Origin of the sequence: Antribacter gilvus (genome assembly GCF_003946865.1) — a bacterium.
Lineage (GTDB): Bacteria > Actinomycetota > Actinomycetes > Actinomycetales > Cellulomonadaceae > Antribacter > Antribacter gilvus.
Genome location: NZ_QXTH01000006.1, coordinates 175,169 through 200,926, shown reverse-complemented (window position 1 = coordinate 200,926; position 25,758 = coordinate 175,169). Strand labels below are relative to the sequence as shown.

Annotated in this window: 25 protein-coding genes; 19 read left to right on the top strand and 6 right to left on the bottom strand. The window is 70.8% G+C overall.

The window, feature by feature from the left end; translation table 11 throughout:
• The first annotated feature begins 11 nt into the window (after positions 1–11).
• On the top strand, positions 12–3,596 hold the full coding sequence (locus tag D1350_RS12275; RefSeq protein ID WP_125776278.1) for a hydantoinase B/oxoprolinase family protein: 3,585 nt from the start codon (positions 12–14) through the stop codon (positions 3,594–3,596).
• Positions 3,597–3,598: 2 nt separating this feature from the next.
• Here D1350_RS12275 and D1350_RS12270 read toward each other — a convergent pair whose 3' ends face one another.
• Positions 3,599–5,716, bottom strand: a complete 2,118-nt coding sequence (locus tag D1350_RS12270) for a hypothetical protein (protein ID WP_125776277.1) — start codon at positions 5,714–5,716, stop codon at positions 3,599–3,601.
• A 77-nt stretch (positions 5,717–5,793) separates the two neighbouring features.
• Here D1350_RS12270 and nadC point away from each other — a divergent pair, with 77 nt between their 5' ends.
• From nadC to D1350_RS12235, 8 genes are all read left to right on the top strand, one after another.
• Positions 5,794–6,735, top strand: coding sequence for a carboxylating nicotinate-nucleotide diphosphorylase (gene nadC, locus D1350_RS12265; protein ID WP_240644066.1), 942 nt, complete (start codon positions 5,794–5,796; stop codon positions 6,733–6,735).
• 48 nt (positions 6,736–6,783) lie between these two features.
• Complete coding sequence (gene lysS / locus D1350_RS12260) at positions 6,784–8,316, top strand: lysine--tRNA ligase (protein WP_240644065.1); 1,533 nt, start codon at positions 6,784–6,786, stop codon at positions 8,314–8,316.
• Positions 8,317–8,338: 22 nt separating this feature from the next.
• Positions 8,339–8,497: a hypothetical protein gene (locus D1350_RS23755; protein WP_164545152.1), complete on the top strand. Its 159-nt coding sequence runs from the start codon at positions 8,339–8,341 to the stop codon at positions 8,495–8,497.
• 120 nt (positions 8,498–8,617) lie between these two features.
• The gene (locus tag D1350_RS12255; protein WP_125776275.1) at positions 8,618–8,947 is read left to right on the top strand and encodes a histone-like nucleoid-structuring protein Lsr2; all 330 of its coding nucleotides are present in this window, start codon (positions 8,618–8,620) and stop codon (positions 8,945–8,947) included.
• Positions 8,948–9,030: 83 nt separating this feature from the next.
• Entirely contained in the window at positions 9,031–10,125 is a 1,095-nt protein-coding gene (locus D1350_RS12250) for a lactonase family protein (protein ID WP_125776274.1), read from the top strand.
• A gap of 74 nt (positions 10,126–10,199) precedes the next feature.
• Positions 10,200–11,453, top strand: coding sequence for a D-inositol-3-phosphate glycosyltransferase (gene mshA, locus D1350_RS12245; protein WP_125776417.1), 1,254 nt, complete (start codon positions 10,200–10,202; stop codon positions 11,451–11,453).
• 63 nt (positions 11,454–11,516) lie between these two features.
• Entirely contained in the window at positions 11,517–11,957 is a 441-nt protein-coding gene (locus D1350_RS12240) for a nitroreductase family deazaflavin-dependent oxidoreductase (RefSeq protein ID WP_125776273.1), read from the top strand.
• Between the two features lie 62 nt (positions 11,958–12,019).
• On the top strand, positions 12,020–12,760 hold the full coding sequence (locus D1350_RS12235) for a phosphoglyceromutase (protein WP_125776272.1): 741 nt from the start codon (positions 12,020–12,022) through the stop codon (positions 12,758–12,760).
• A gap of 87 nt (positions 12,761–12,847) precedes the next feature.
• Here D1350_RS12235 and phoU read toward each other — a convergent pair whose 3' ends face one another.
• Positions 12,848–13,510 carry a phosphate signaling complex protein PhoU gene (phoU, locus tag D1350_RS12230; RefSeq protein WP_125776271.1) on the bottom strand — a complete coding sequence of 221 codons (663 nt, stop codon included), beginning with the start codon at positions 13,508–13,510 and terminating at the stop codon, positions 12,848–12,850.
• A gap of 226 nt (positions 13,511–13,736) precedes the next feature.
• Between phoU and D1350_RS12225 the strand changes: the two genes are divergently transcribed.
• From D1350_RS12225 to pstB, 6 genes are all read left to right on the top strand, one after another.
• A complete protein-coding gene (locus tag D1350_RS12225; RefSeq protein WP_125776270.1) occupies positions 13,737–14,957 on the top strand; it encodes a sensor histidine kinase in 1,221 nt (406 codons plus the stop codon).
• Entirely contained in the window at positions 14,954–15,658 is a 705-nt protein-coding gene (locus tag D1350_RS12220) for a response regulator transcription factor (protein ID WP_125776269.1), read from the top strand. The genes D1350_RS12225 and D1350_RS12220 overlap by 4 nt, the downstream gene beginning before the upstream one ends.
• 156 nt (positions 15,659–15,814) lie before the next feature.
• The gene (gene pstS / locus D1350_RS12215) at positions 15,815–16,927 is read left to right on the top strand and encodes a phosphate ABC transporter substrate-binding protein PstS (RefSeq protein ID WP_338068165.1); all 1,113 of its coding nucleotides are present in this window, start codon (positions 15,815–15,817) and stop codon (positions 16,925–16,927) included.
• 159 nt (positions 16,928–17,086) lie between these two features.
• Positions 17,087–18,079: a phosphate ABC transporter permease subunit PstC gene (pstC, locus tag D1350_RS12210; protein ID WP_125776267.1), complete on the top strand. Its 993-nt coding sequence runs from the start codon at positions 17,087–17,089 to the stop codon at positions 18,077–18,079.
• A complete protein-coding gene (gene pstA / locus D1350_RS12205; RefSeq protein ID WP_125776266.1) occupies positions 18,079–19,035 on the top strand; it encodes a phosphate ABC transporter permease PstA in 957 nt (318 codons plus the stop codon). Before pstC ends, pstA begins: the two co-directional genes overlap by 1 nt.
• Positions 19,036–19,095: 60 nt before the next feature.
• A complete protein-coding gene (gene pstB / locus D1350_RS12200) occupies positions 19,096–19,875 on the top strand; it encodes a phosphate ABC transporter ATP-binding protein PstB (protein ID WP_125776265.1) in 780 nt (259 codons plus the stop codon).
• 56 nt (positions 19,876–19,931) lie between these two features.
• Here the strand turns inward: pstB and D1350_RS12195 are convergent, their stop codons facing one another.
• From D1350_RS12195 to D1350_RS12185, 3 genes are all read right to left on the bottom strand, one after another.
• Positions 19,932–20,420 carry a septum formation family protein gene (locus D1350_RS12195; protein WP_164545151.1) on the bottom strand — a complete coding sequence of 163 codons (489 nt, stop codon included), beginning with the start codon at positions 20,418–20,420 and terminating at the stop codon, positions 19,932–19,934.
• A gap of 92 nt (positions 20,421–20,512) precedes the next feature.
• Positions 20,513–21,046 carry a septum formation family protein gene (locus tag D1350_RS12190; RefSeq protein WP_125776263.1) on the bottom strand — a complete coding sequence of 178 codons (534 nt, stop codon included), beginning with the start codon at positions 21,044–21,046 and terminating at the stop codon, positions 20,513–20,515.
• A 182-nt stretch (positions 21,047–21,228) separates the two neighbouring features.
• A complete protein-coding gene (locus D1350_RS12185) occupies positions 21,229–21,702 on the bottom strand; it encodes a hypothetical protein (protein WP_125776262.1) in 474 nt (157 codons plus the stop codon).
• Between the two features lie 290 nt (positions 21,703–21,992).
• Here D1350_RS12185 and D1350_RS12180 point away from each other — a divergent pair, with 290 nt between their 5' ends.
• Genes D1350_RS12180 through D1350_RS12165 form a run of 4 tightly spaced genes read left to right on the top strand, consistent with a single transcriptional unit; the run spans position 21,993 to position 24,376 of the window.
• Positions 21,993–22,475 (top strand): CarD family transcriptional regulator, encoded by a 483-nt coding sequence (locus tag D1350_RS12180; RefSeq protein ID WP_125776261.1) that lies wholly within the window; start codon positions 21,993–21,995, stop codon positions 22,473–22,475.
• Positions 22,472–23,185, top strand: a complete 714-nt coding sequence (ispD, locus tag D1350_RS12175) for a 2-C-methyl-D-erythritol 4-phosphate cytidylyltransferase (RefSeq protein WP_125776260.1) — start codon at positions 22,472–22,474, stop codon at positions 23,183–23,185. The genes D1350_RS12180 and ispD overlap by 4 nt, the downstream gene beginning before the upstream one ends.
• A 13-nt stretch (positions 23,186–23,198) precedes the next feature.
• A complete protein-coding gene (gene ispF, locus D1350_RS12170; protein ID WP_125776259.1) occupies positions 23,199–23,756 on the top strand; it encodes a 2-C-methyl-D-erythritol 2,4-cyclodiphosphate synthase in 558 nt (185 codons plus the stop codon).
• On the top strand, positions 23,753–24,376 hold the full coding sequence (locus D1350_RS12165) for a TetR/AcrR family transcriptional regulator (protein WP_125776258.1): 624 nt from the start codon (positions 23,753–23,755) through the stop codon (positions 24,374–24,376). The genes ispF and D1350_RS12165 overlap by 4 nt, the downstream gene beginning before the upstream one ends.
• On the opposite strand, the gene D1350_RS12160 is transcribed toward D1350_RS12165, so the two are convergent.
• The gene (locus D1350_RS12160) at positions 24,340–25,749 is read right to left on the bottom strand and encodes a D-arabinono-1,4-lactone oxidase (protein WP_125776257.1); all 1,410 of its coding nucleotides are present in this window, start codon (positions 25,747–25,749) and stop codon (positions 24,340–24,342) included. The two genes, D1350_RS12165 and D1350_RS12160, sit on opposite strands and share 37 nt — an antisense overlap.
• Positions 25,750–25,758 lie beyond the last annotated feature (9 nt).

Here is a 25,758-nt window from a genome sequence, read left to right as displayed (position 1 = left end):
ACGCTCAGCGCATGGGCTGGGAGTTCTGGATCGACCGTGGTGGCACCTTCACCGACATCGTGGCGCGTCATCCTGATGGTGGCTTGTCGACGCACAAGCTGCTCTCCGAGGACCCGAGTCGGTATGACGACGCGGCCGTAGCCGGAATCCGTCGCGTCCTGGCGAGCGCCGGAGACTCGGAGTCAGCCATCGATGCGGTTCGGATGGGTACCACTGTCGCCACCAACGCCCTTCTTGAACGCGCCGGTGAGCCGACCGTGCTGGTCGTGACCAAGGGCTTTAGGGATGCCCTGCGCATCGCGTACCAGAACCGCCCGCGGATCTTCGACCGTCACATCGTGCTCCCGGAGCCGTTGTACTCCCATGTCATCGAGGTCGACGAGCGGGTCACTGCCGACGGCGAGGTCCTTTGCGAGCCCGACCTGGAGGCCCTCGCCCCCGAGCTGCAGCGTGCCCTGGGTGATGGCTTCCGAGCGGTTGCTGTCGTCTGCCTTCATGCTCACCTGCATCCTGCCCACGAGGCGGCGATCGCGGAGCTGGCTGAGGAGATCGGTTTCGCTCAGATTTCCCGGTCGGGCGAGGTGAGCTCCCTGGTCAAGCTGGTGGCGCGCGGCGACACCACAGTGGTGGACGCCTACCTGTCACCAGTCCTGCACCGCTATGTGAACCATGTCGCCGGTGCGTTGCGCGGCGTGCCGTTGCGATTCATGCAGTCGAACGGGGGCTTGGCAGAAGCCGAGCGCTTCCGCGGGAAGGACGCCGTCCTCTCTGGTCCGGCCGGCGGCATCGTGGGGATGGCGCGGATGTCTGCGCTCGCCGGACTCGACCGGGTCATCGGGTTCGACATGGGCGGGACGTCGACCGACGTATCGCACTACGCCGGAGCCTTCGACAGGGTTTTTGACACGACCGTCGCGGGCGTTCGTCTTCGCGCGCCCATGCTCGACATCCATACCGTCGCGGCGGGAGGCGGCTCCGTCCTGCATTTCGACGGGGGCCGATACCGCGTCGGTCCCGACTCTGCTGGAGCGGCTCCTGGCCCTGCGTGCTACCGCGCGGGTGGACCGCTCACGGTCACCGACGCGAACGTCCTGCTCGGTCGCGTGCAGCCGGATTACTTCCCTGCGGTCTTCGGGCCCCGGGGCGACGAGTCGCTCGATGTCGACGTGGTGCGGCAGAAGTTCGCGGAGCTGGCCGCCGCGATCGCTGACGGACGCACGCCCGAGGCGGTCGCCGAGGGCTTCCTCGCGGTCGCCGTCGCGAACATGGCAGGAGCGGTCAAGAAGATCACGGTCCGCAAGGGCCACGACGTCACCCGATATGCGCTGACGACGTTCGGCGGTGCGGGAGGCCAGCACGCGTGTGCGGTCGCCGACGGTCTCGGGATCGAGACAGTCCTGGTGCCGCCCATGGCCGGCGTGCTGTCAGCACTTGGCATCGGCCTCGCTGACACCACCCTCATGCGGGAGCGGGCAGTCGAGCTGCCACTCGTCCCCGGCTCGCAGGCTACGATCCGGGAGGCCGCAGCAGCCCTGGAGCGCTCGCTGCTCGCTGAGATCGCCGGAGAACTGTCGGGGCCCGACGGCGATCGCACGTCACCTGAGGTCGTGGTCACCACTCAGGTGCATCTGCGCTACGACGGCACCGACACGACGATTCCCGTGCGGTTCTCGGATGTCGCCACGATGGTTGCTGAGTTCGAGCGGGCACACCGCGCCACATACTCCTTCCTGCTCGACCGGCCCTTGATGGCGGAGGCCGTCGCGGTTGAGGCAGTAGCGCCGAGCAAGCAGCCCGACCTGTTCGTGGACGCAGGTGATCAGGGGACAGGCTGCGAGACCGAGCCAGTAGCCACGGTCCGGGTGTTTGCCAGCGGGGCGTGGCAGGAAAGTGCGCTGTACCTGCGCGAGTCGCTGCAGCCCGGTCAGGCCGTCCTTGGGCCCGCCGTCATCGCTGAGCCCAGCGCGACGACCTTCGTCGAGCCCGAGTGGCGGGCCGAGGCTACGGACACCGGACACCTGATTGTCAGACGTGTGATGCCCCGCCACAGGCCTCGTCTGGAGGCCGCCGCCGATCCGGTCATGCTCGAGATCTTCAACAACCTGTTCATGTCGATCGCCGAGCAGATGGGCGCGCGGCTGGAAGCGACGTCGCAGTCGGTGAACATCAAGGAGAGGCTCGACTTCTCCTGCGCGGTGTTCGATCCCGTCGGCAATCTTGTGGCGAACGCGCCGCACATCCCCGTCCATCTCGGCTCCATGGGGACCTCGGTGAAAGAGGTGATCGCGAGGCGCCGGGGTGGGATGCGCCCTGGTGACTCCTACGCGGTCAACGACCCGTTCCACGGCGGGACCCACCTGCCGGACATCACGGTGGTCACACCGGTGTTCTCGGACGACGGAGCCGAGATCCTCTTCTACGTCGCGGCGCGTGGTCACCACGCCGAGATCGGCGGGATCACGCCCGGATCGATGCCTGCGGACAGCAGGGAGATCGACGAGGAGGGCGTGCTGTTCGACAACTGGCTCCTGGTGCAGGACGGAGTGCTCCGCGAGCGTGAGACGCGCGAGCTGCTCGCCTCGGCCCGGTACCCATCGCGCGACGCGGACACCAACTTGGCGGACCTGCGCGCGCAGCTTGCCGCGAACGCAAAGGGGGCTGACGAGATCAAGGCGATGGTCGAACACTTCGGGATCGACGTCGTGCAGGCCTACATGCGCCACGTCCAGGACAACGCGGCGGAGGCCGTCAGGCGGGTCATCGACTCGCTCACCGACGGCGAGTACAGGTATGAGACCGACAGTGGCGCTGTGATCGCTGTCCGCGTCACTGTGGACCCTACGGAACGGCGAGCGACGATCGACTTCACGGGCTCGTCGCCGCAGCTCGCGACCAACTTCAACGCACCATCGTCGGTCGCGACAGCTGCGGTGCTCTACGTCTTCCGGACGCTGGTCGCCGACGACATCCCCCTCAACGACGGGTGCCTTCGTCCGCTGACCATCGTGATCCCGCCGGGGACGATGCTCTCTCCAGAGCATCCAGCTGCCGTGGTGGCAGGGAACGTGGAGACGAGTCAGGCGATCACCGGAGCCCTGTACGGTGCGCTCGGGGTGCAGGCCGAGGGGTCAGGAACGATGAACAACCTGACGTTCGGCGACCGGACGCGGCAGTACTACGAGACGATCGCGTCAGGGTCTGGTGCTGGTGAAGGGTTTGACGGTGCATCGGCGGTCCAGACCCACATGACCAACTCGCGGCTGACGGATCCGGAGGTGCTGGAGGCGCGCTTCCCGGTCCTGGTCCGGGACTTCTCGATTCGTGCGGGCTCGGGCGGCGCGGGCAGGTGGCGTGGCGGTGACGGCGTCGTCCGCGCCCTGGAGTTCCGAGAGCCGATGAGCGTGAGCCTCCTTTCGGGGCACCGTGTCGTACCGCCGTACGGTGTACAGGGCGGGATGCCCGGCGCGCTGGGTCGGAACGTCGTCCACCGCGCGGACGGTACGGTCGAGGTGCTTGCCGGTTGTGCACGAGCGGAACTCAACCCAGGAGACGTCCTGACGATCGAGACGCCCGGTGGTGGAGGTTTCGGATCGTAAGGTCATCCGCGGATGCGCCGCCTGGCTTCGGTGGTCATGGCGTCTGCCAGACGGCCCAGCCGGGTCGGAAGGATTCCCAACCGGTCCAACCCGCGAGCGATGGTCCCGACGAGAACGGCCCACGCAAGGGCGGCGGGAATTGTTGTGAGCTGCGCGATATCCGGCCAGTGCCACGACCAGACGATCGCGACGACGCCTGCGGCGGCGAGAGCGGTGGCGAGTACCCAGAGGAGTGTCGCGCCTGCGACAAAGACGGGCAGGCGACGCTGCGCCTTCCGCTGCTCGTCAGTCAGCTGACCGAGAAGCTCACGATTCCTGGCGGCGAGGGCGGTGGCGTACCTGGGCTCTCCCGCCAGCCCAGGATCGGTGTCGGGACGGCTCTCGGCCACCGAGACGACTGGCGCCAGCGAGTCCAGGACCAGCGGTGCGATGCGTTCCACGGCGGCGATGGCTTGCGTGTACCGCGCGGCCGCGCTGAGGTGACCGCCATCGGCTGTTGCCGCGTGATACTCGGCGCGGAGCCGCGCCAGCGCGCGTGCCACCCGTCCGAGATGGGCAGGGTCACCGCCCGCAGCCGCCACCGCCAGCGCAACCGTGGCGGTCCCCTCGTGACTGAGCCAGAGATCTCCCGTGCTCGCCGGCTCCGCCAGGTCCAGCAGACGCGTGACGGCGGGGCGGAGCGAGGGGCCGCCGGCGACCTCCAGCACGAGCACCAGAAAGCCGATCCAGTCCAGGATGCGCAGCGCGTCGGGCGGGGTGGCCTCTCCGGGACCGAGGCGGTTGATCTCCTCGACGAAGACCTCCATCGGGGCCTCTCCCAAGGCAACCTTGCCCGCGTTGACGAGCACGTCGGAGATCGGGTCGCCCGGCGCGAGGAGCGCGACCCGGGCGAGTACGTCTCGGCGTAGCGAGATGTCTGCGTCGGCTGCGCACAACACCTGCAGCACCGCGAGGGCCGACGTCATCGTCATCCCGTCGTACACGAGCGCCCCCAGGCGGGCGTGCAATGCGGCGTCCCGCCGCGGGTCCCAGGTCTCTGTCACGATGGTTGGCGCGCTGCGGAGGAGCTGGCGCGCCGCGACCACGATGTTCCGGGTGGGGAACGGGTCCAGGGTGTCTGCCCGGAGTGCGGTTGCCGGGTCCGCTGCGAAGAAGTCGCGCGCGAGGATGCTCTCCCGCGCGCTGACGCGACCTGTGAACTGCACTGTCCCGTGGCGGTCCACAGGGCCCGCTGCGAGAACGACACCTCCGCGTTGGGTGGCTGTCACGAGGGAGTCCGCGGTGCTGCGATCGACCGGTGACACGAGGTGGAGGCTAGGTCGTCGGGACAGCCAGCGTGTGGCGGGGTCGTCCGCGCCTACCCGGTGCGTCCTTCGCAGGTGGCCGAGTGTGGCTGCCATAGGGCTCTGGGCGCCGGAGGGCCAGAGAATGACGTCGGGGAGGCCAGTGCAGGCGAACTCGATGCAGTTCGCGAGCAACCGTGTTGCCCCGTGCCAGTCGAGGGGTAGCGCCGAGTGGACGACGCGCCATGCGAAGTGCTCGGCACTCACCGCCATGAGCGCCTCGCCGTCGACACCACGCACCACCGTCTCGAACTCCTGCAACAACGTGTTCGGCACCGACAGCCACGAGCCCAGCTCACCCAGCTGACCCACGGTGCTCAGGTCGGTCGCGAGGTCGATCGGGAACGGGTAGTTCAGGAGTGTGCTCTCGGCATCTGCTGGCACCGGCCGGGCCGGTCCGGCGGGGCGCCTGTCGAAGCTGAGAACTGGTCCCTCGGGCAGAGCGATGTTCGTGTCGGCGGTCGCGTACTGGTGGAGCAGCACGAGCCCCCGGCCGCGCCGGAGGAACTCTGTAATGGCCCCCGAGTTCTGGCGGACGGCTGCAGCTGCACGGCCGTCCGCGTGTCGGAGCGCGTTCGAGGCGATGACGATCGCGTCGTACGCCGAGTCCGGGAGGGTGGACAGGATAGGCGCACACTCTTCGTCATGGACGACGTCGACCGACACCGGCTTGCCGATCGCAGTGAGCATGGCTGCCGCATCGACCATCGCCTGGCCGTCGTCGGCGTGGAACTGACGGGTGGACTCGAGACCGTCGACGATCACCGCGATGCGCACCACGTGAGGCTATGTGCCCGCACGACTCTCGCCGGGGTCCTGGACCGCGTGTCGACGGCAGCGGCTACCGTGGCCCCGTGAGCACTCCTGGCACGCTGCCCGTCTTCGCCGCCCCGTCCACGGTCGAGCCGGGGCTGGACCCCGCGTGGGTCGCCCACGTCGTCGAGGTCGCCCTCGACGAGGACCTGGGCCCCGCGCCGGGCCGGGACGTGACCACCCAGGCGACCATCCCGGCGTCGGCCACGGGGACCGCGGACCTGGTGGCGCGGGCCGACGGCGTCGTGGCCGGGCTGGTCGTGGTGGAGGAGGTCCTGCGCCAGGTGGCCGGGCGGCTGGGGCTGCCGGAGCCCGAGGTGGTGTTCCACGCGCAGGACGGTGCCCCGGTGACCACGGGCCAGGTGCTCGCCGCGCTCAGCGGCCGCACGCAGGTGCTGCTGGTGGGGGAGCGGACGCTGCTCAACCTCGCGAGCCGGGCGTCGGGCGTGGCCACCGCCGCGGCGGCGTGGTCGCGCGAGCTCGCCGGCACGGGCGCCCAGGTGCTCGACACGCGCAAGACCACCCCCGGGCTCCGGGCGCTGCAGAAGTACGCCGTGCGGGCCGGAGGCGGCACCAACAAGCGCATGGGTCTCTACGACGTGGCGATGATCAAGGACAACCACGTCGTGGCGGCGGGCTCCGTGCGGGCCGCGATCGAGGCGGTGCGCGCCACGTTCCCCGACGTCCTCGTCCAGGTCGAGGCCGACACCACCGCTCAGGCGCTCGAGGCGATCGGCGCCGGGGCCGACTTCCTGCTCCTCGACAACATGCCCACGCCCGTCCTCGCGGCGACGGTCACCGCCGTGCGCGAGCGCGAGGGGCGCGACGGCGTGCCCGCGCACGTCGAGCTGGAGGCCACGGGGAACCTCACCCTCGACCGGGCCCGCGAGGTGGCCGGCACGGGCGTGGACTACCTGTCCGTGGGTGCTCTCACTCACAGCGCGCCGATCCTCGACCTGGCCCTGGACCTGCGCCCCGCCTGACGCCCCGGCGAGGCCGGGTGCACCGGAGCGCCTCGGTAAGATTGGCGCGTGACCACAGATCCCAGCACGCCGGGCGTGCCCGACGACGCGCCCGAGACCGACGACCTGCCCGAGCAGCTGCGGATCCGGCGCGAGAAGCGCGAGCGTCTGCTGGAGCGCGGCGTCGAGGCGTACCCGGTCGGTGTCCCTGTGACGCACACGATCGCCGCGGTCCGCGAGGCGTACGGCCATCTCGAGGCGGGCCAGGAGACGCAGGACGTCGTCGGCCTGGCCGGGCGCGTGGTCTTCCTGCGCAACACCGGAAAGCTCTGCTTCGTCACGCTTCAGGACGGCGAAGGAAATCGCCTTCAGGCGATGCTGAGCCTCGCCGAGGTGGGCGAGGAATCCCTTGCGGACTTCAAGAGCGACGTGGACCTCGGAGATCACCTCTTCGTGCACGGCCGGGTCGGTTCGTCGCGCCGCGGAGAGCTGAGCGTCTTCGCCGGCGAATGGCGCATGGCGGCCAAGTCGCTGCGCCCGCTCCCGGTGCTGCACAAGGACCTTTCGGAGGAGGCGCGGGTCCGTCAGCGATATGTGGACCTCATTGCCCGCCCCGCCGCCCGTGACATGGTGCGTGTCCGTGCAGGCGTGGTGCGCTCGCTACGGGAGAATTTCCACCGTCGGGGCTTCCTCGAGATCGAGACGCCGATGCTGCAGACGCAGGCGGGCGGCGCGACGGCGCGTCCTTTCTCCACCCACATGAATGCCTTTGACATCGAGCTCTTCCTGCGCATCGCGCCGGAGCTCTTCCTCAAGCGTGCGGTGGTGGGCGGCGTCGAGAAGGTCTTCGAGATCAACCGCAACTTCCGGAACGAGGGCGCCGACTCCACGCACTCGCCGGAGTTCGCGATGCTCGAGGCGTACGAGGCGTACGGCGACTACGACACCATCGGGGCCCTCACCCAGGACCTGGTGCAGACCGCCGCGCAGGAAGTGTTCGGCAGCACCACGGTGACTCTCCACGACGGCAGCGAGTACGAGCTGGGCGGCGAGTGGCCGCGCCTGCGGATGTACGAGTCGCTGTCGCAGTCCTTGGGCGAGGAGATCACCTCGGACACATCGGTGGAGCACCTCGAGAAGCTGGCTGACCGGCTCGGTATCGACCTCGGGAACAAGCGCTTCATCAACCACGGCAAGCTCGTCGAGGTGCTGTGGGAGCACCAGGTGGGCGACCACCTGTTCGCGCCCACCTTCGTCTGCGACTTCCCGGTGGAGACGTCGCCGCTCACGCGCGACCACCGCTCCGCGAAGGGTCAGGTCGAGAAGTGGGACCTGTACGTCCGTGGCTTCGAGCTGGGGACGGGCTACTCCGAGCTGGTCGACCCGGTGATCCAGCGGCAGCGGTTCGAGGCGCAGGCCCTCCTGGCCGCCGCAGGCGACGACGAGGCCATGCGCATCGACGAGGACTTCCTCGCCGCGATGGAGCACGCCATGCCGCCGTCGGGCGGAATGGGCATGGGCATCGACCGTCTGCTCATGGCGCTCACGGGTGTCGGGGTTCGCGAGACGATTCTTTTCCCGCTCGTCAAGCCGCAGGGCTGACCGCAATCGTGAGGAACTCGTGATGGAAACGTTCTGGGCAGGCGCGGCGGCCCTCGTGCCTTCTGCCGGGCTGGGCCTCATCTTCTGGTTCGTGATGAGAAAGATCGTGCGCGCAGACCGTGACGAACGTCTCGCTCTGGAACGAATGGACCGCGAGGCGGCGGAACGCGGGGAAAAGTAGCCCGCGGCGATTTCTCTCTTCACACCCGCGCATTCGCGCGCTGTAATTGACATGTGATCACCGGATAGGGCATGCTCCAGAACTGCACATGGTAAAAGGTGGCGTGGAAAGGTGGGTCCGATGGTTCAGAAGGTTCAGGTTGTTCTCGTGGACGACATCGACGGCGGCGTCGCCGAGGAAACCGTGACTTTCGGCCTTGACGGCGTGAGCTACGAGATCGACCTCAGCACCGCGCACGCCGCTGAGCTGCGCGAGGCGTTCGCCCCCTGGGTGGGCCACGCGCGCAAGGCCTCTGCCCGCACCTCGACGGCCCGCCCCGCGGCCCGTCGTTCGCGCGGCTCGTCGAACACCGGCGAGATCCGCGAGTGGCTCAAGGCGAACGGCTTCACGGTCAGCGACCGCGGCCGCATCTCTGCGGAAGGCCTCGAGGCCTACAACAAGGCTCACTGACACGCACTTCCCAGGCGCCCCGGTCGCCCGCCCACGTGGCGGAACGGCCGGGGCGCCTGTCTGCGCGCGCCTAGGCTTGGTGCATGACCTCCTCCTTGCACCGGTCGCTGTGGATCGGCACCTACCCCCGTCCCGGTGCCGCCCCCGGCACGGGCGAGGGCGTGTGGCGTGCCGACCTCGACCTCGCGTCCGGCACGTTCGGTCAGGCCGCGCGCGCGGCTGACGTGGCGTCGCCGTCGTTCCTGGCCCTGCACCCGTCCGGCCGGACGCTCTATGCGGTCACCGAGACGCAGGACGGCGCTCTCGCGGTCCTGGGCCTCGGCGCCGGCGGCGCGGAGGCCGCCGGCCCGGCGCTCGTCGGCTCCGTCACGTCCGGTGGTGCGGACCCGTGCCACGTCGTGGCGACCATGGACCACGTCTGGGTCGCGAACTACTCCAGCGGCACAGCCACGGTGTGGCCGGTCGACGACGACGGCCGCCTCTCCGGCACCTGGCGCACCTTCGGGCACGCGGGCAGCGGGCCGGTCACGGACCGCCAGGAGGGGCCGCACGCCCACTTCGTGCACGTGCAGGCGGACCGGGTGCTCGTCAGCGACCTCGGTACCGACGAGCTGCGGGCCTACCCGCTGAACGGTTGCGGAGACGGCGCCGTCGTCGCCACGCTCCCGCCCGGTACCGGCCCGCGGCACGTCGTCGAGCTCCCCGAGGGCGTCCTCGTGGTCGTGGGCGAGCTGGACTGCCGCCTCCACGTGCTGGTGCCCGACGGCGTCGAGGGCGGCCTCCTGCGCCATGCCGGCTCGGTCCCGGTGACCGGCGCGATGTCCGACGACGGCTCGCCCGGCTTCCCGTCGCACCTCGCCCTCAGCCCCGACGGCAGCCGCCTCTACGTCGGCGTGCGGGGACCCGACGTGCTCGCAGTGCTCGGGGTCGACGGCGTCGTCGGACACCCGCGGCTGACGCACCTGGCCGACGTTCCGCTCGGGGAGCGCGTCTGGCCCCGGCACCACGCCGTGCTGGACGCGCCGGAGGCGGACATCGTCGTGGTCGCCGCCCAGGGGACCACGCCCGAGGGCACGTTCGGGCTCGTCGCCGTGCGCGTCGACCGGACCACCGGCAAGGGCGAGGTGACCGGCACCCTGGACCTGCCCGTCCCCGCGGCCTGCGTCCTGGAGGCGTAGTGCGCGACTCCCTGCCCGCGTCGGTCACGGAGCCGGACCCCGGCCACGGGCGTCCGAAGGTGCTCCGCGTGGCGATGGTGTCCGTGCACACGTCGCCGCTGGAGCAGCCGGGCACGGGCGACGCGGGCGGCATGAACGTCTACGTGCTGGAGCTGTCGCGGGCTCTGGCGCGACTGGGTGTGCAGGTGGAGATCTACACGCGGGCGACCATGTCGGCCCAGCCCAAGGTCCTCGACGCCGAGCCGGGCATCCGGGTGGTGCACATCTCCGCCGGGCCGTACGAGGGGCTCGACAAGAACGACCTGCCCGGCCAGCTCTGCGCGTTCACCGCCGGGGTGCTGCGCGCCGAGGCCCACCGCCCCGAGGGCTGGTACGACGTGGTGCACACGCACTACTGGCTGTCGGGCCAGGTGGGCTGGCTGGCGGCCGAGCGCTGGGACGTGCCGCTCGTCCACACCATGCACACCCTCGCCCGCGTCAAGAACGCCGCGCTGGCGCCCGGGGACGCGCCCGAGCCGCTGGGGCGCATCATCGGCGAGGAGCAGGTGGTCGCCGAGTCGGACGCTCTCGTGGCCTCCACGCCGGAGGAGGCCGAGGATCTGGTCCGCGGGTACCACGCCGACCCGGCCCGGGTGCACGTGGTGCCACCCGGGGTGGACCTCGACGTGTTCACGCCGGCCGGGGCCGGGCCTGCCGGTCCGGTGCCGGGCCTGGCCGACCTCGCCGCCGACCGGCGGTCCCTGCGCGAGCGGCTGTCGCTCCCGCCCGACCGGCAGATCGTCCTGTTCGCCGGCCGCGTGCAGCTCCTCAAGGGGCCGGACGTGCTGGTGCGCGCCCTCGGCGAGATGGACGAGCCGCCGCTGCTGCTCGTCCTGGGCGGCCCCAGCGGCCGCCGCACGGCGGTGCGTGAGCTGGAGGCGCTCGCCTACCAGACGGGCGTCACCGAGCACCTCGTGGTGCGCCCGCCGGTGCCACGGGAGGTCCTCGTCGACTACTTCCGGGCCGTCGACCTGGTGGCCGTGCCGTCGCACAACGAGTCGTTCGGCCTGGTCGCCGCCGAGGCCCAGGCGACGGGCACGCCCGTCGTGGCGGCCGCCGTCGGCGGGCTGCGCACCGTGGTGGAGGACGGCGTCTCCGGCGTCCTCGTGCCCGACCATGAGCCGTCCACGTGGGCGCGTGTCCTCTCCGACCTCCTGGCGGACGCGCCGCGCCGTGCCGTCCTGGGCGCGGGCGCCCGGCGGTCCGCCGAACGGTTCGGCTGGGAGCGCGCCGCGCGGCAGATGATCGAGGTGTACGAGCATGCGGCAAAGGTCCGCGCCGGGCGCTGAACCCGCCGTGCGGGCCATGGTTGCCGCAGGCGAGCACCGGCGTCGTCGGGGCAGAATGGGCGCATGCCCATCACCGGTGAGTATGTCCCGAGCCCGACCGAGCACGCCGCCAAGCAGGTCGAGCTGTACGAGTCGTCAGGCGGCACCAAGGGCCTCACGCTCATGGGCAAGCCCTGCGTGATCCTGACGACCCTGGGTGTGAAGAGCGGCAAGGTGCGCAAGGTCCCGCTCATGCGTGTGGAGCACGACGGGGACTACGCCGTCGTCGCCTCCCTCGGCGGAGCCCCCAAGCACCCCGTCTGGTACCACAACGTCAAGGCCCACCCCGAGGTCGAGCTGCAGGACGGCCCGGAGAAGCACGACTATGTCGCCCGGGAGGTCACCGGCGAGGAGAAGGCCGCCTGGTGGGAGCGGGCCGTCGAGGCATGGCCCGACTATGCGCGCTACCAGGAGCGGACCGACCGCGAGATCCCGGTGTTCGTGCTCGAGCGCAAGGACGGCTGAGCGTCGGTGACCACCCTTCGGGACCGTCTGCCCCGGCCGGGATCACAGGGCAGGATGGAGCCATGACCTACACCCTCGTGCTGCTCCGCCACGGCGAGAGCGAGTGGAACGCCAAGAACCTGTTCACCGGCTGGGTGGACGTGGCCCTGTCCGAGAAGGGCACCGAGGAGGCCAAGCGCGGTGGCCTGCTCCTCACGGACGCCGGGGTCACGCCGGACGTGGTGCACACGTCGCTGCTGCGCCGCGCCATCATGACCGCCAACCTGGCCCTCGACACGGCCGACCGGCACTGGATCCCCGTGAAGCGCAGCTGGCGCCTCAACGAGCGCCACTACGGCGCGCTCCAGGGCAAGGACAAGAAGCAGACGCTGGCCGAGTTCGGCGAGGAGCAGTTCATGCTCTGGCGTCGTTCGTACGACGTGCCGCCGCCCGAGATCGAGCTCGGCTCGGAGTACTCCCAGGACGCCGACCCGCGCTATGCGGACGCCCCGGTGGTCCGCACGGAGGCCCTGAAGCAGGTTCTCGAGCGGGCTCTGCCCTACTGGGACGCGGAGATCGTCCCGGACCTCAAGGCCGGCAAGACCGTCCTGGTCGCCGCCCACGGCAACTCGCTGCGCGCCATCGTCAAGCACCTCGACGGGGTCTCCGACGAAGCCATCGCGGGCCTGAACATCCCGACGGGCATCCCGCTGCTCTACGAGCTGGACGAGGAGACGCTGGCCCCCGTCACGCCGGGCGGCACGTACCTCGACCCCGAGGCCGCGAAGGACGCGATCGCGGCCGTGGCGAACCAGGGTCGCTGACCCGATACGTCGTCGGTCCGTCCGTCCGCCCGGGTGACCGGGGTGGGACGGACGGGCCGACTGCTTCGCGCGGGCGTCTCCGGGGCCTCAGCCCAGGTGCAGGTGGTCCTCGGGGAAGTCGCCCGTCACCAGGAAGGTGACGCGGCGGGCCACGGACACGCCGTGGTCGCCGAAGCGCTCGTAGTAGCGGCCCAGGAGCGTGACGTCGATGGCCTCCTGCACGGTCCCGTCCCAGGACGGGTCGAGCAGCTTGGCGAACGTCTCCTGGTGCAGCTCGTCGAGGAGGTCGTCATCGCGCTCCAGCGCCTGCGCGACCTCGAGGTCGCGCGTCACCAGGAGCTCCGTGGTGCGCTGGGCCACGCGGACCGCGGCCTCGTTCATCGCGGCGAACGTGTCCTGTGCGGCGGGCACGACGGCGTGGGCCGGGTACCGGCCCCGCGCCACCTGCGCCACGTGGCGGGCGAGGTCGCCCATCCGCTCCAGGGACGCGCTCATCCGCAGGGCGCTCACGACGACCCGCAGGTCGGTCGCGACCGGTGCCTGCTGGGCCAGGATGTGCACGCACCGCTCGTCCAGCGAGGCCTCGATCTGGTCGATGGTCCGGTCGGAGGCGATGACCTCCTGGGCCAGCTGCAGGTCGGCCTCGAGCAGGGCCTTGCCGGCCCGGCTGATCGCCGACTCGACCAGGCGGCTCATCTCGGCAAGGTCGTCACCGACCTGACGCAGCTCGGCGTCGAAGATCTCTCGCATCAGTGTCCTCTCGGAGGGTTCGCACGGGTCTGGCCGGCGCCACGAGGGCGGGCCGGGCCCGCACAGCGCGCGGCACGGTCGAGCCGCACGCGACAGTAAGGCTCGCATCGCCGGGTGAACCGGAAAGTGAACGACACCCGCCCCACTGATGAACACTAGGCGACGCGCGTCCAGGACCGCACTCTCACGGCCGTGACCTGCTCGTGACCGGACCTACTCTGGAGTCGTGGACGGAATCATCTCCGGGGTGACGGCCCTCGCGGCCGGGATCCTCGGCCTAGTCGTTGGCGTGGTCGCGACCGTCGCGTTCCGCATCTCCGACCGCCAGCAGCACAGGCTGCCGGGGACGGAGCCGGTGGAGCTCGACGAGGGCCTGGTGCGCGTGCTCTCGGTGCTGCGCTCGGCCGCCGTCGTGCTCGCGGAGGACGACGAGGTGGTGCGTGCGTCGCCGCCGGCCTACGCGCTGGGAGTCGTGCGCAACGACGCCCTGGTGCACCGCGCGATCCTCGACATGGTCCGGGACGTGCGCCGGGACGGCGTCATCCGCGAGCAGGAGCTGGAGCTGCCCCGCGGGCCGATCGGCTCGGGTACCGTCCTGCTCCAGGTCCGCGTCGCGCCCCTCGGGCTCGACCGGCTGCTGGTGCTCGCCGAGGACCGGACGGAGGCGCGACGCGTCGAGGCGATCCGCCGGGACTTCGTGGTGAACGTGTCGCACGAGCTGAAGACCCCCGTCGGGGCGCTCGCGCTCCTCGCCGAGACGCTCGGCGACGCCGCCGACGACCCGGTGGCCGTCCGGCGTTTCACCCAGCGGATGCAGACGGAGGCCCAGCGGCTGTCCGCCCTGGTGCAGGAGATCATCGAGCTCTCCCGCCTCCAGGTGGCCGGCGCCGCCGAGAAGGCCACCCCCGTCCCTGTCCGCGACGTGGTGGAGGAGGCCGTGGACCGCGCCCGGATCACCGCGCAGGGGAAGAACATCACCATCACCGTGGGCGGCTCCACCGACTGCGTCGTCTACGGGGACCACAACCTCCTGGTCACCGCGGTGCGTAACCTTGTGGACAACGCCGTGGCGTACTCCGCCCACGCCACGCGTGTGGGCGTCGGCGTCAGCGAGCGGGACGGGCTCGTGGAGATCGCCGTGGTGGACCAGGGCATCGGCATCGCCGAGGACGAGCAGGACCGGGTCTTCGAGCGGTTCTACCGCGTGGACCCGGCCCGCTCGCGGGACACCGGGGGCACCGGGCTCGGGCTGAGCATCGTCAAGCACGTGGCCGCCGACCACGGCGGCGACGTCACCATGTGGTCCGAACCCGGCCGCGGGTCTACGTTCACACTGCGGATCCCCGCCGCGGACCTACCGGCCCACGTCGGCAGGTCCAGCACCGACAGGCCGGCAATCACGCCGGCGCACACCGCAGCACACAAGGACGAGGAGGTGGGTGCGTGACGCGCATCCTGGTGGTCGAGGACGAGGAGTCGTACCGGGACCCGTTGACGTACCAGCTGGCCCGTGAGGGGTTCGAGGTGGTGGAGGCCGCCAACGGCCCGGACGCGCTCGCCCTGTACGACGCCGGTGGTGCCGACCTGGTGCTGCTCGACCTCATGCTGCCCGGGCTCTCCGGGACCGAGGTGTGCCGGGAGCTGCGGGCCCGCGGTGACGTGCCGGTCATCATGCTCACGGCGAAGGACTCCGAGATCGACAAGGTCGTGGGTCTCGAGCTGGGGGCCGACGACTACGTCACCAAGCCGTACTCGTTCCGCGAGCTGCTGGCCCGCGTCCGGGCCGTCCTGCGTCGCCGCCAGCCGGGCGACGGGCTCGGCGAGGGCGAGGAGGACGGCGTGCTCGAGGTGGGCCCCGTCCGGATGGACGTGGAGCGGCACACCGTGACCGTGAGCGGTACGCAGGTGCCCCTTCCGCTGAAGGAGTTCGACCTGCTCGAGCTCCTGCTGCGCAACGCTGGCCGGGTCCTCACCCGTGGCCAGCTCATCGACCGCGTCTGGGGTGCCGACTACGTCGGCGACACCAAGACGCTGGACGTGCACGTAAAGCGGATCCGGTCCAAGATCGAACCGGATCCGGGGGCGCCGCGCTACCTGCTCACGGTGCGAGGTCTCGGCTACAAGCTCGCCGACGCGAACGAGCAGTAGGAGCCGCAGTGGCGCGGCTCACCCGCTCCTGAAGGACTGTTCATCTCGCGTTCACCTCGTCCTGGTGATCAGGTCATCCTGCGTGCCTACCGTCCCGGGTGTTGCCGGTGCTTGCCGGTACGCAGAAGACTTCTTCCGAACAGGATGGAACGACACGTGAAGCTCAGCCGATTCACCCGCGCTGGTTCTGCCGTCACGGTCGGCGTGCTCGCGCTGACCCTCGCAGCCTGCAACCCCGACGCTGCCGAGCCGGGTACGGAGACCTCGGAGTCGGCCGCCGCCGAGCTGACGGGCGAGTTCGCCGGCGCCGGCGCGTCGTCGCAGGAGTCGGCCATGGCCGCCTGGACCGCGACGTTCGGTGCGCAGCACCCCGACGTCACGATCAACTACGCCGCCGACGGCTCGGGCGCGGGCCGTGAGGCCATCACCGCCGGCACCGTCGCGTGGGCCGGCTCGGACCGCGCGCTGAAGGACGAGGAGATCACCGAGACCGCTGAGTACTGCGGCCCCGACGGTGCCTGGAGCCTCCCGGTCTACGTCTCGCCGATCGCCGTGGCCTTCAACCTGCCCGGCGTCGAGACGCTGAACCTCACGCCGGACACGGTGGCCAAGATCTTCGCCGGCACGATCAAGACCTGGAACGACCCGGCCATCGCCGCGGACAACCCGGACGCCACGCTGCCGACCACGGCCGTCGTGCCGGTGCACCGCTCCGACGACTCGGGCACCACCGAGAACTTCACGGACTACCTGGCCGCGACGGCTCCCGACGTGTGGACCTGGGAGCCGGACGGCGTCTTCCCCGAGGACATCGGCGGCGAGTCGGCCGGCCAGTCGTCCGGCGTGATCGGCGTCGTCGAGAGCACCGAGGGTGCTGTCACCTACGTCGACGCCTCGAAGGTCGGTGCCGGGATCGGCACCGCTGCGATCAAGGTCGGCGAGGAGTTCGTCGCCTACACGCCGGAGGCCGCCGCTGCCGCCGTCGACGCCTCGCCTCTGGCCGAGGGTCGCCACGAGCACGACCTCTCCTACGAGATCGACCGCACCACGACCGCTTCGGGCGCCTACCCAATCGTCCTGGTCTCCTACGCTCTCGTCTGCTCCAACTACTCGGACGAGGCCACCGGCACGTTCGTGAAGGAGTTCGTGGGCTACATCGCGTCGGCGGAGGGCCAGGAGGTCTCCGCCTCGGAGGCCGGCTCCGCGCCGATCTCGTCCGACCTGCAGGGCAAGGTCGCCGCCGCCCTCGAGGCCATCACGGTCGGCTGACCTCTGCCGCCCGTAGCACCACAGCAGTACCCTGCATGACGCCAGCCGGTGGCCGGGCCACACACCTCGACAACGAGGCGGTCCGGTCACCGGCATGGCCGTATGGTCAAGAATTGATCTCGCACCACCAGTGAACGCGACCACCTCGAGGAGCTCGGAGTGACCACAACCGACAGCCCGCCCGCCCCAGCGGCGGTGCGCCCCCGCCAGCGGCGGAGCGGTGACACCGAGCGGGGGTTCAGCCGGGTCTTCCGGTGGATCTCCACGGGTGCGGGAGCTCTCCTCCTGGGGGTGCTGGCCGCCGTGGCGCTCTTCCTGATCGTCCGGGCCTTCCCGGCGTTCACGGCCGGCGCGGAGCAGCTGCACGACGCGGGAAAGGTCCCCGGGTCCTTCGGCTCGCTCCTCGGCTACGTGGGCCCCCTCGTCTTCGGCACGCTGCTGGCGTCCGTTCTGGCGCTGGTGGTCGCCACGCCGATCTCCGTCGGCATCGCGCTGTTCATCTCGCACTACGCGCCGCGTCGCCTCGCCTCGATCATCGGCTACGTGGTGGACCTGCTCGCCGCGATCCCGTCGGTGGTCTTCGGGCTCTGGGGCGTCTACGTGTTCTCGGGCCTGGTCGGTGACCTCTGGGTGTGGTTCGCGGACGTGCTGAACCTGATCCTCGGGGCGAACGTCGAGGCGTCGCCCACCGGCCGTTCGCTCGCGACGGCGTCCCTCGTGCTGGCCGTCATGATCCTGCCGATCATCACCGCGGTCTCCCGCGAGGTGTTCCTGCAGACGCCGAAGCTGCACGAGGAGGCGGCGCTCGCGCTGGGCGCCACCCGCTGGGAGATGATCCGCACCGCGGTGCTGCCGTTCGGGCGCTCCGGCGTCATCTCGGCCGCGATGCTGGGCCTCGGCCGGGCGCTCGGCGAGACCATGGCCGTGTTGATGATCCTCTCGCCCGGCCTCAGCTACTCGTTCCAGATCTTCGACTCAGGTCGCCACACGACGATCGCCGCCAACATCGCCTCACGGTTCCCCGAGGCGAACGGCCTCGCGATCGACGTGCTGATCGCGACCGGCCTCGCACTGTTCGTCATCACGCTGGCGGTGAACATGCTGGCCCGCTGGATCGTCGCCCGCCGCAAGGAATTCTCGGGAGCCAACTGATGAGCACCTCGACCGCACCGACCCTGGACGCCGTCGAGCGCACCCGGGCGCTCCTCGTCTCCGTCGACCCGGGTCGTCGACGCATAGACCGGATCATGACGGTCCTCGTCTACGGCGCGTTCGCCCTGGCGATGGTGCCGCTGATCTCCCTCCTGTGGACCGTGATCGACAGCGGCCGCGTGAGGTTCACCCTCGAGTTCCTGACCTCCACGATGCGCGGCATCTACGGCGGGATCGACGCAGGCGGCGTCTACCACGCCATGATCGGCACGCTGGTGATCACCCTGCTGGCCGCGGTGATCTCGGTCCCGGTCGGTCTGCTCACGGCCATCTACCTCGTCGAGTACGGCCGTGGCCCGCTGGCCCGGGCGGTGACGTTCTTCGTCGACGTGATGACGGGCATCCCGTCGATCGTCGCGGGTCTGTTCGCCTTCGCGCTGTTCACCCTGATCCTCGGGCCGACAGGAGCCCGCACGGGCCTCGTGGGTGCTGTCGCGCTCTCGGTCCTGATGATCCCCGTGGTGGTGCGCTCCTGCGAGGAGATGCTGAAGCTCGTCCCGAACGAGCTGCGTGAGGCCTCGTACGCCCTGGGCGTGCCGAAGTGGCTCACGATCGTCCGCGTGGTGCTGCGCACCTCCGTGGCAGGTCTCACGACGGGCGTGCTGCTCGCGGTCGCCCGCGTGATCGGCGAGACGGCGCCTCTCGTCATCACGGCAGGCACCACCGACTCGTACAACGTCAACCCGTTCGACGGGCGCATGATGACGCTGCCGGTGTACATCTACAGCCAGTGGCGCCAGGGCGTCGTCCCCTGCCGGGAAGGGCAGGCCGACTGCCTGGCCGACATCAACGAGCTGCGGGCCTGGGCGGCCGCCCTGCTGCTGATCCTCATCGTCATGGGGCTCAACCTGATCGGCCGCCTTGTCACCCGCTGGTTCTCCCCGAAGCTGCGCTGACGCGCAGACTCCGCCGCAGGCTCAGCCCAGACGCAGCTCACACCGAAGGATGTACCCCCGATGGCTCAGCGCATCGACGTGAAGGACCTCAACATCTACTACGGCGACTTCCTCGCCGTGCAGGACGTCTCCATGACGATCGACCCCAAGTCGGTCACCGCGTTCATCGGCCCTTCGGGCTGCGGCAAGTCGACGTTCCTGCGCACCCTGAACCGCATGCACGAGGTCATCCCCGGTGCGCGCGTGGAGGGCTCGGTCGAGCTCGAGGGCGTGGACCTGTACGGCGCCGACGTGGACCCGGTCGCCGTGCGCCGCACGGTCGGCATGGTGTTCCAGCGGCCCAACCCGTTCCCCACGATGTCTATCAAGGAGAACGTGCTGGCGGGCGTCAAGCTGAACAACCGCAAGATCTCGAAGAGCGACGCCGACGAGCTGGTCGAGCGGTCCCTGCGGGGCGCCAACCTCTGGAACGAGGTGAAGGACCGCCTCGAGAAGCCGGGCTCGGGCCTCTCCGGTGGTCAGCAGCAGCGTCTCTGCATCGCCCGCGCCATCGCCGTGAAGCCCCAGGTGCTCCTCATGGACGAGCCCTGCTCGGCCCTGGACCCCATCTCGACCCTCGCGATCGAGGACCTGATCCAGGAGCTCAAGAAGGACTACACGATCGTCATCGTCACGCACAACATGCAGCAGGCCGCGCGCGTGAGCGACCGGACGGCGTTCTTCAACATCGCGGGCACGGGCAAGCCCGGCCGCCTGATCGAGATGAACGACACGGCCACGATCTTCTCCGCCCCGGGCGAGAAGGCCACGGAGGACTACGTCTCCGGCCGCTTCGGCTGAGTCTCTGCCCGACGACGCCGGTGCCCGCCTCCCGTACGGAAGGCGGGCACCAGTCTTTACCGGGCGATGCCGGCCATGGTGCCCGTCACGGGCTCGGTGGAGGTGACGAGGCACTGGACGAGGCGGTCGTCCCGCGAGATCCAGCTCTGCTCGCTCGGCTGAAGTGCGAGGTAGCTCAGGACAGAGCCTGCCGTGGGCAGCCCGACGAACTCCTCGAACTGGTCCGAGCAGAAGGTGTCTGCGGTAGCCGCGACGACCGCGTCGCCGGGATGGTAGTCACCGACGAGCTCGGTGATCGCGTAGACCTCGCTGTCGTGCGGGTGCGAGCACGGGACCAGCGGGACGGACGAGACCTCGGCGGTGAGGACCGAGGCGTCCAGGCAGTCGCCGACGTCGATCATGAAGACGTCGACGACTGCCGCGGCGGTAGCCGCACCGCTCTCGTCGCGGGCGGGTTCGGCAACCTGAGGGCCGAACATCTGGCCCAGGCCCAGCGCGCCGAACCCGACGAGCGCTGCGAGGCTGGCCGCTGTGGTGCCGGACATCCCACGCTTCCGTGGCATGTCGTCGTGCTGTGCAGTCACGGGCTTCCTGAGGTCGTTGTCGGCAGCGCCCCGGAACCCGGACTGCGCGCTTGTTACTGGGCGATGCCGGCCATGGTGCCCGTCACGGGCTCCGTGGACTCGATCACGCACTGCATCACGCGGTCGTCGGCCTGGGTCCAGCCGTCGGACGTCGGCACGAAGTACGTGAAGTCCAGGGCGGACTCCTCGTACGAGAGGCCCACGAACGTCCCGAACTCGGCGACGCAGTACTCCTCGGCCTGGGTGGCCAGCGCGTCGTCGCCGGGGAAGTCGCCCTCGGGCAGCGTCAGCTCGGCGAAGATCTCGCCGGTGTGGGGGTCGGTGCACGGGATGACGGGAGCGGTCTCGAACTCCGTCGCGACGCTGCTGAACGCGGCCATGTCGAGGCAGTCGCCCAGCTTGATCGAGAAGATGTCCGCCTCGGCCGACGCGGTGATCTCGCCGCCCGGCTCGTCGCGGGGGGCCTCCTGCGGGCCCCCGATCTCGTCCAGGATCGCGCCGCAGCCCGTGAGGAGCGCGGCGGACAGGGCGGCGGCAGAGACGGCGATGAGGGTGCGCCGGGTGGTGCGTCGAGGTGCGGAAACCACGCTGGTCCTTCGTTCGGACGACTGCGACAGGGCGTCGCGACGGCCCGGGAGCGGGCCGCACGGAAATCCTACCGATCCTGAAAGTTTCCTGAGGGAGCGCGCCGCAACGATTCGATACCGAGGGTGCGAAGGAAACGTGTGGCGGTTCGGATTTCAACCCTCGCCTCGCCTCGCGTCCGGCATCACGGCAGGTAGTCGGCGTACTCCGGCAGCGAACCGTCGAACACGGGGAGCGAGAGCTCCTCCTCCTCGCCGCCGACGCTGAGCACGGCGGGGAGGTTGCTGCCCGGGATGCCGTCCACGGCGTCGAGCTGGACCTGCTCCCCGTCCTCCGTGCCCAGGAGCACGGTGTCGCCGGCCTCGACCCGGACGGTGACGGGCGCCGCGCCCTCGGCCGTCAGGGTGAAGGTCGCGTCGTCGGAGGTCTGGTTCGTCAGCGCGCCGAGCAGCGTGCCCGGCGCACCGTCGCCCTCGGAGATCACGAGAAGGTTGATGCCGCGCAGGCGGGCATCCTTCGAGACCTCGACGCGGGCGCCGTCGGAGGGCGCGTAGTCGAGGGTCGTGGTCGTGGGGGAGCAGGCCGCCAGGAGCAGGACCGCCGTTGAGGCGCCGGCGAGGGCGACGGCGCGAGCGGTGACGGTGGCACGACGGGGCACGGTGAACTCCCTGGTCTACATGGTCTCGAGCGGTGCGCCGGGCGCACCCGGGGCGGTGGCTCGACAGCCACGCAGCACCCCGCGCCATCTTAGTGCGGGCCGTGCTGTGCGTGTCCCGGGCGAGCCGGGCATTTCCGGCGCTTACCGCCCGGAATGCCGCGACGTTACCTTCGTGCAGCGTTCTGACCTGCAGTTATGCCTCGATGGTGGCGTGGGGCAAACGTCCAGCGGGTGAGTTGTCCAGATCGTGCCGTGGTAAGATGGTGACCTGGGAAAGGGGACATCTGCAGATGACGTTCACAGTAGGCGAGACGGTTGTCTACCCGCACCATGGAGCGGCTCTGATCGAGGAGATCAAGACGCGCACCATTCGCGGCGAAGAGAAGATGTACCTCAAGCTCAAGGTCGCTCAGGGCGACCTGACCATCGAGGTCCCGGCGGAGAACGTCGATCTGGTGGGCGTGCGCGACGTGGTGGGCCAGGAAGGGCTCGACCGCGTCTTCGAGGTTCTGCGCGCCCCCTACACGGAGGAGCCCACGAACTGGTCCCGCCGGTACAAGGCAAACCTGGAGAAGCTTGCGTCGGGCGACGTCATCAAGGTGGCCGAGGTCGTCCGCGACCTCTCCCGTCGTGACGCCGACCGCGGTCTGTCCGCGGGCGAGAAGCGGATGCTCGCCAAGGCCCGTCAGATCCTGGTCTCGGAGCTCGCACTTGCCGAGCACACCGAGGAGGAGAAGGCCGAGGCGATCCTCGACGAGGTGCTCGCCAGCTGACGACCCTCGCAATCCTCACGGCCGCCGGGTCGGGGAGCCGGCTCGGCCGTGACCTTCCCAAGGCGCTCGTGGAGCTCGGCGGCCTGCCGCTGCTGCTCCACGCAGCCCGTCGCCTGGCGGCCTCGGGCGTGGTGGACGCCCTCGTAGTGACCTCCCCTCCTGGGCTCGTCGACGTCGTCCGCGGTCTGGTGGCCGCTGATCCCCATGTGGAGGTACCTGTGCGCGTCGTCGAGGGCGGCGCCACCCGTCAGGCGTCCGTGGCGATCGGCCTGGGTCTGGCCTCACCGGCCGACGACGTCGTGCTCGTCCACGACGCAGCGCGCCCGCTGGTCCCTGTCACCCTGGTGCGTCGCGTCGTCGACGCGGTCCGCGCGGGACACGGCGCCGTCGTCCCCGGACTCGCTGTCACCGACACGGTCAAGCAGGTCGAGCCGGGCCCGGGTCCTGAGCTGGTGGTCGGCACCCCCGAGCGCAGCGTGCTCCGGGCCGTGCAGACGCCCCAGGGCTTCGACCGCACCCTGCTCGAGCGGGCACACACCACCGGCGCAGCACGTGCCGTCGCCGAGCATCTCGCGGCCACGGACGACGCCGGGCTCGTGGAGGCTCTCGGCGAGCCGGTGCACGTGGTCCGTGGCGACGAGGCGGCCTTCAAGATCACGACCGAGCGCGACCTGCGGCTCGCGGAGCTCGTCCTGCAGGACCAGGCATGACCCAGGAGCTCGCATGACCGAAGGCCTCCGTACGACTCCGCTCCCGCGGGTCGGCACCGGCGTGGACGTCCACGCCTTCGCCCCCGAAGGATCTGACCGCCAGCTCTGGCTCGGCGGCCTGCACTGGCCGGGCGAGCGCGGGCTGGCGGGCCACTCGGACGCGGACGTGGCGGCGCACGCCGCCGCCGATGCCCTGTTCTCGGCGGCCGGGATCGGCGACCTCGGCTCGCACTTCGGCACGAGCCGGCCGGAGTGGTCGGGTGCCTCCGGGACGGCGCTCCTCGCCGAGGCCGCCAGGCGCGTTCGCGCTGCTGGGTACATCATCGGGAATGTGTCAGTCCAGGTGGTCGGCAATCGCCCGCGCATCGGAGCGCGGCGTCCCGAGGCGGAGGCGGCCCTCTCCGCCGCGGCGGGAGCTCCCGTGTCCCTGTCGGCCACCACGACCGACGGCCTGGGTCTCACGGGGCGGGGGGAGGGCGTCGCGGCGCTCGCCACCGCCCTCGTGGTCCCGGCGCCCGGCGGCCCCGGAACCCCGGCGCCCGGCGGCCCCCAGGGAGAGGGCGAGGAGTGAGCCCGCACACGCGCAAGCCGCTCGAGCAGCGGCGCGCGGAGATTGTCGACGCCGGTCTGCGGGTCGCGATGCGCGACGGTGTGGAGGCGGTCACCGTGCGGCAGGTCGCGCGTGAGGCCGGTGTCTCGCTCGGCACCGTGCACTACTGCTTCGACGACAAGGAAGCCCTCCTGCGGGCCATGGGCCGCGCCATCGCCCTGGCAGCCTCGCAGCCCGTCCTGGACGCGCTGGAGGCCAGCGACGACGCCTTCGGCATGGCTGCCGCAGCGGCCAAGTCGCTGCTGGTCGGGCTCAAGGACAACCGCCACATGCGGCTGCTGACCTTCGAGTTCGCCACCGCTGGTGCCCGGCAGCCCGTGCTGCGCGAGGTGGCGCTGGCGCACCTCGAGCAGAGCTACGCGATGACGCGGTCGTACCTCGAGGTGTTCGCCGAGCGGGGTGGCGTCCGGTATCGCGTCGACATCGAGTTCCTCGCCCGGATGGTCGCGGCGCTGATCGACGGCATCGAGATCGCGTGGCTCGTCACCGAGGACGACGAGTCGGCCCAGGAGGCGTTCGACGAGCTCGCGCGGATGGTCCTGTCCTACGTGGTCCGGGACCCGAGCACGCGGTCCGTGTAGGCGTTGCTGAAGACGCCGTCGGGGTCGGCCGCGGCCCGGACGCGCCCGAAGTCCCCGAACCGGGGGTAGAGCGGCGCCAGGTCCGCGGCCGTGCGCGTGTGGAGCTTGCCCCAGTGCGGCCGCCCGCCGGCCGCGGTGAGGATGCGCTCGGCTGCGGTGAAGTACCGCCCGAACGGCAGCCGCCAGTACTGGTGCACAGCGACGTAGGCCGTGTCGCGGCCGTGGGCGGTGGACAGCCAGACGTCGTCGGCGGCGGCGAACCGGACCTCGACCGGGAACGGGACGTTCTCCCCGGTCTCCCGGAGCCAGGCGTCGAGCTCGGCGAGGACGCCGAGCAGCGCAGCCCGGGGCAGCGCGTACTCCATCTCCCGGAAGCGGACCCGGCGCCGCGAGCAGAAGACCTCGTGGGACGGGGCGGTGTACGTCCGCGCCGACAGCACGCGCGCCGACAGGTCGTTGAGCCGCGGCGTCGACCGCGGGAAGTTCGTCGCTACCTCGTTCACCAGCGCGAACGCTCCGTTGGAGAGCACCTCCTCGTCCACGAACGTCCGGACCCGGGAGGCCGCCTGCGCCACGTCGCGCAGTCCGCGGCGCGGACGCGGGTCTTCGCCCGAGGCGCCCGGCAGGTCCGCGGGGTCGCGCGGCAGCCGGGTGTTGCGGAGAGTCAGGGCGCGCCGGGTCAGCGGAAACCAGTAGAGCTCGAAGTGGTCGTGGTCGGCGACGAGGTCGTCGAGCTCTGCCAGGACGCGGTCGAGGGGCCAGGGCTCCTCCTGCGCGCGGAGGTCGTACGCCGGCGCGACCTCGAGGGTGACCGCCGAGAGGATCCCCGTGGCGCCGAGCCCGAGCCGGGACGCCTCGAACAGGTCCCGGTCGCGCTGGTCCTCGGACCGGGCGGACACGTCGCGGACGGTCCCGTCCGGGCCCACCACCCGCACACCGCGCACCTGGGTGGCCAGGCCGCCGAACCGTGCACCTGTGCCGTGCGTGCCGGTCGAGATGGCGCCGGCGACCGACTGCCGGTCGATGTCGCCCAGGTTCCACAGGGCCAGCCCCCGGGCGTCGAGCAGCCGGTTGAGGGCGTGGAGGCGCGTCCCGGCGCCGACGGTGACCAGCGTGTTCCCGGTCGCCGCGTCACGCTCGATGCGCTCGATGCCGGAGAGGTGGTCCAGCGTGAGCAGAAGGCCGTCGGTGGCCGCGGCGGGCGTGAACGAGTGCCCGGCGCCCACTGCGCGCACCCGGAGACCCTCGGCGGCCGCGTCGGCGACGGCCGCGGCGAGCTCGCTCTCGTCCAGGGGCGCAGCGGTGCGCGCAGGGGTGAACGTCACGGTGCGCGCCCAGTTGGTCCAGGTCCGCGCTGATGAGCCGGCTGCCACGGGAGCACT

What these genes read in the sequence shown, in the direction of transcription:
- D1350_RS12275 (WP_125776278.1), top strand. Translation starts at nt 12, where the DNA reads ATGGGCTGGGAGTTCTGGATCGACCGTGGTGGCACCTTCACCGACATC.
- D1350_RS23755 (WP_164545152.1), top strand. Translation starts at nt 8,339, where the DNA reads ATGGAAACGTTCTGGGCAGGCGCGGCGGCCCTCGTGCCTTCTGCCGGG.
- D1350_RS12255 (WP_125776275.1), top strand. Translation starts at nt 8,618, where the DNA reads ATGGTTCAGAAGGTTCAGGTTGTTCTCGTGGACGACATCGACGGCGGC.
- D1350_RS12250 (WP_125776274.1), top strand. Translation starts at nt 9,031, where the DNA reads ATGACCTCCTCCTTGCACCGGTCGCTGTGGATCGGCACCTACCCCCGT.
- mshA (WP_125776417.1), top strand. Translation starts at nt 10,200, where the DNA reads ATGGTGTCCGTGCACACGTCGCCGCTGGAGCAGCCGGGCACGGGCGAC.
- D1350_RS12240 (WP_125776273.1), top strand. Translation starts at nt 11,517, where the DNA reads ATGCCCATCACCGGTGAGTATGTCCCGAGCCCGACCGAGCACGCCGCC.
- D1350_RS12235 (WP_125776272.1), top strand. Translation starts at nt 12,020, where the DNA reads ATGACCTACACCCTCGTGCTGCTCCGCCACGGCGAGAGCGAGTGGAAC.
- phoU (WP_125776271.1), bottom strand. Translation starts at nt 13,510, where the DNA reads ATGCGAGAGATCTTCGACGCCGAGCTGCGTCAGGTCGGTGACGACCTT.
- pstA (WP_125776266.1), top strand. Translation starts at nt 18,079, where the DNA reads ATGAGCACCTCGACCGCACCGACCCTGGACGCCGTCGAGCGCACCCGG.
- pstB (WP_125776265.1), top strand. Translation starts at nt 19,096, where the DNA reads ATGGCTCAGCGCATCGACGTGAAGGACCTCAACATCTACTACGGCGAC.
- D1350_RS12195 (WP_164545151.1), bottom strand. Translation starts at nt 20,420, where the DNA reads ATGTCCGGCACCACAGCGGCCAGCCTCGCAGCGCTCGTCGGGTTCGGC.
- D1350_RS12180 (WP_125776261.1), top strand. Translation starts at nt 21,993, where the DNA reads ATGACGTTCACAGTAGGCGAGACGGTTGTCTACCCGCACCATGGAGCG.
- ispF (WP_125776259.1), top strand. Translation starts at nt 23,199, where the DNA reads ATGACCGAAGGCCTCCGTACGACTCCGCTCCCGCGGGTCGGCACCGGC.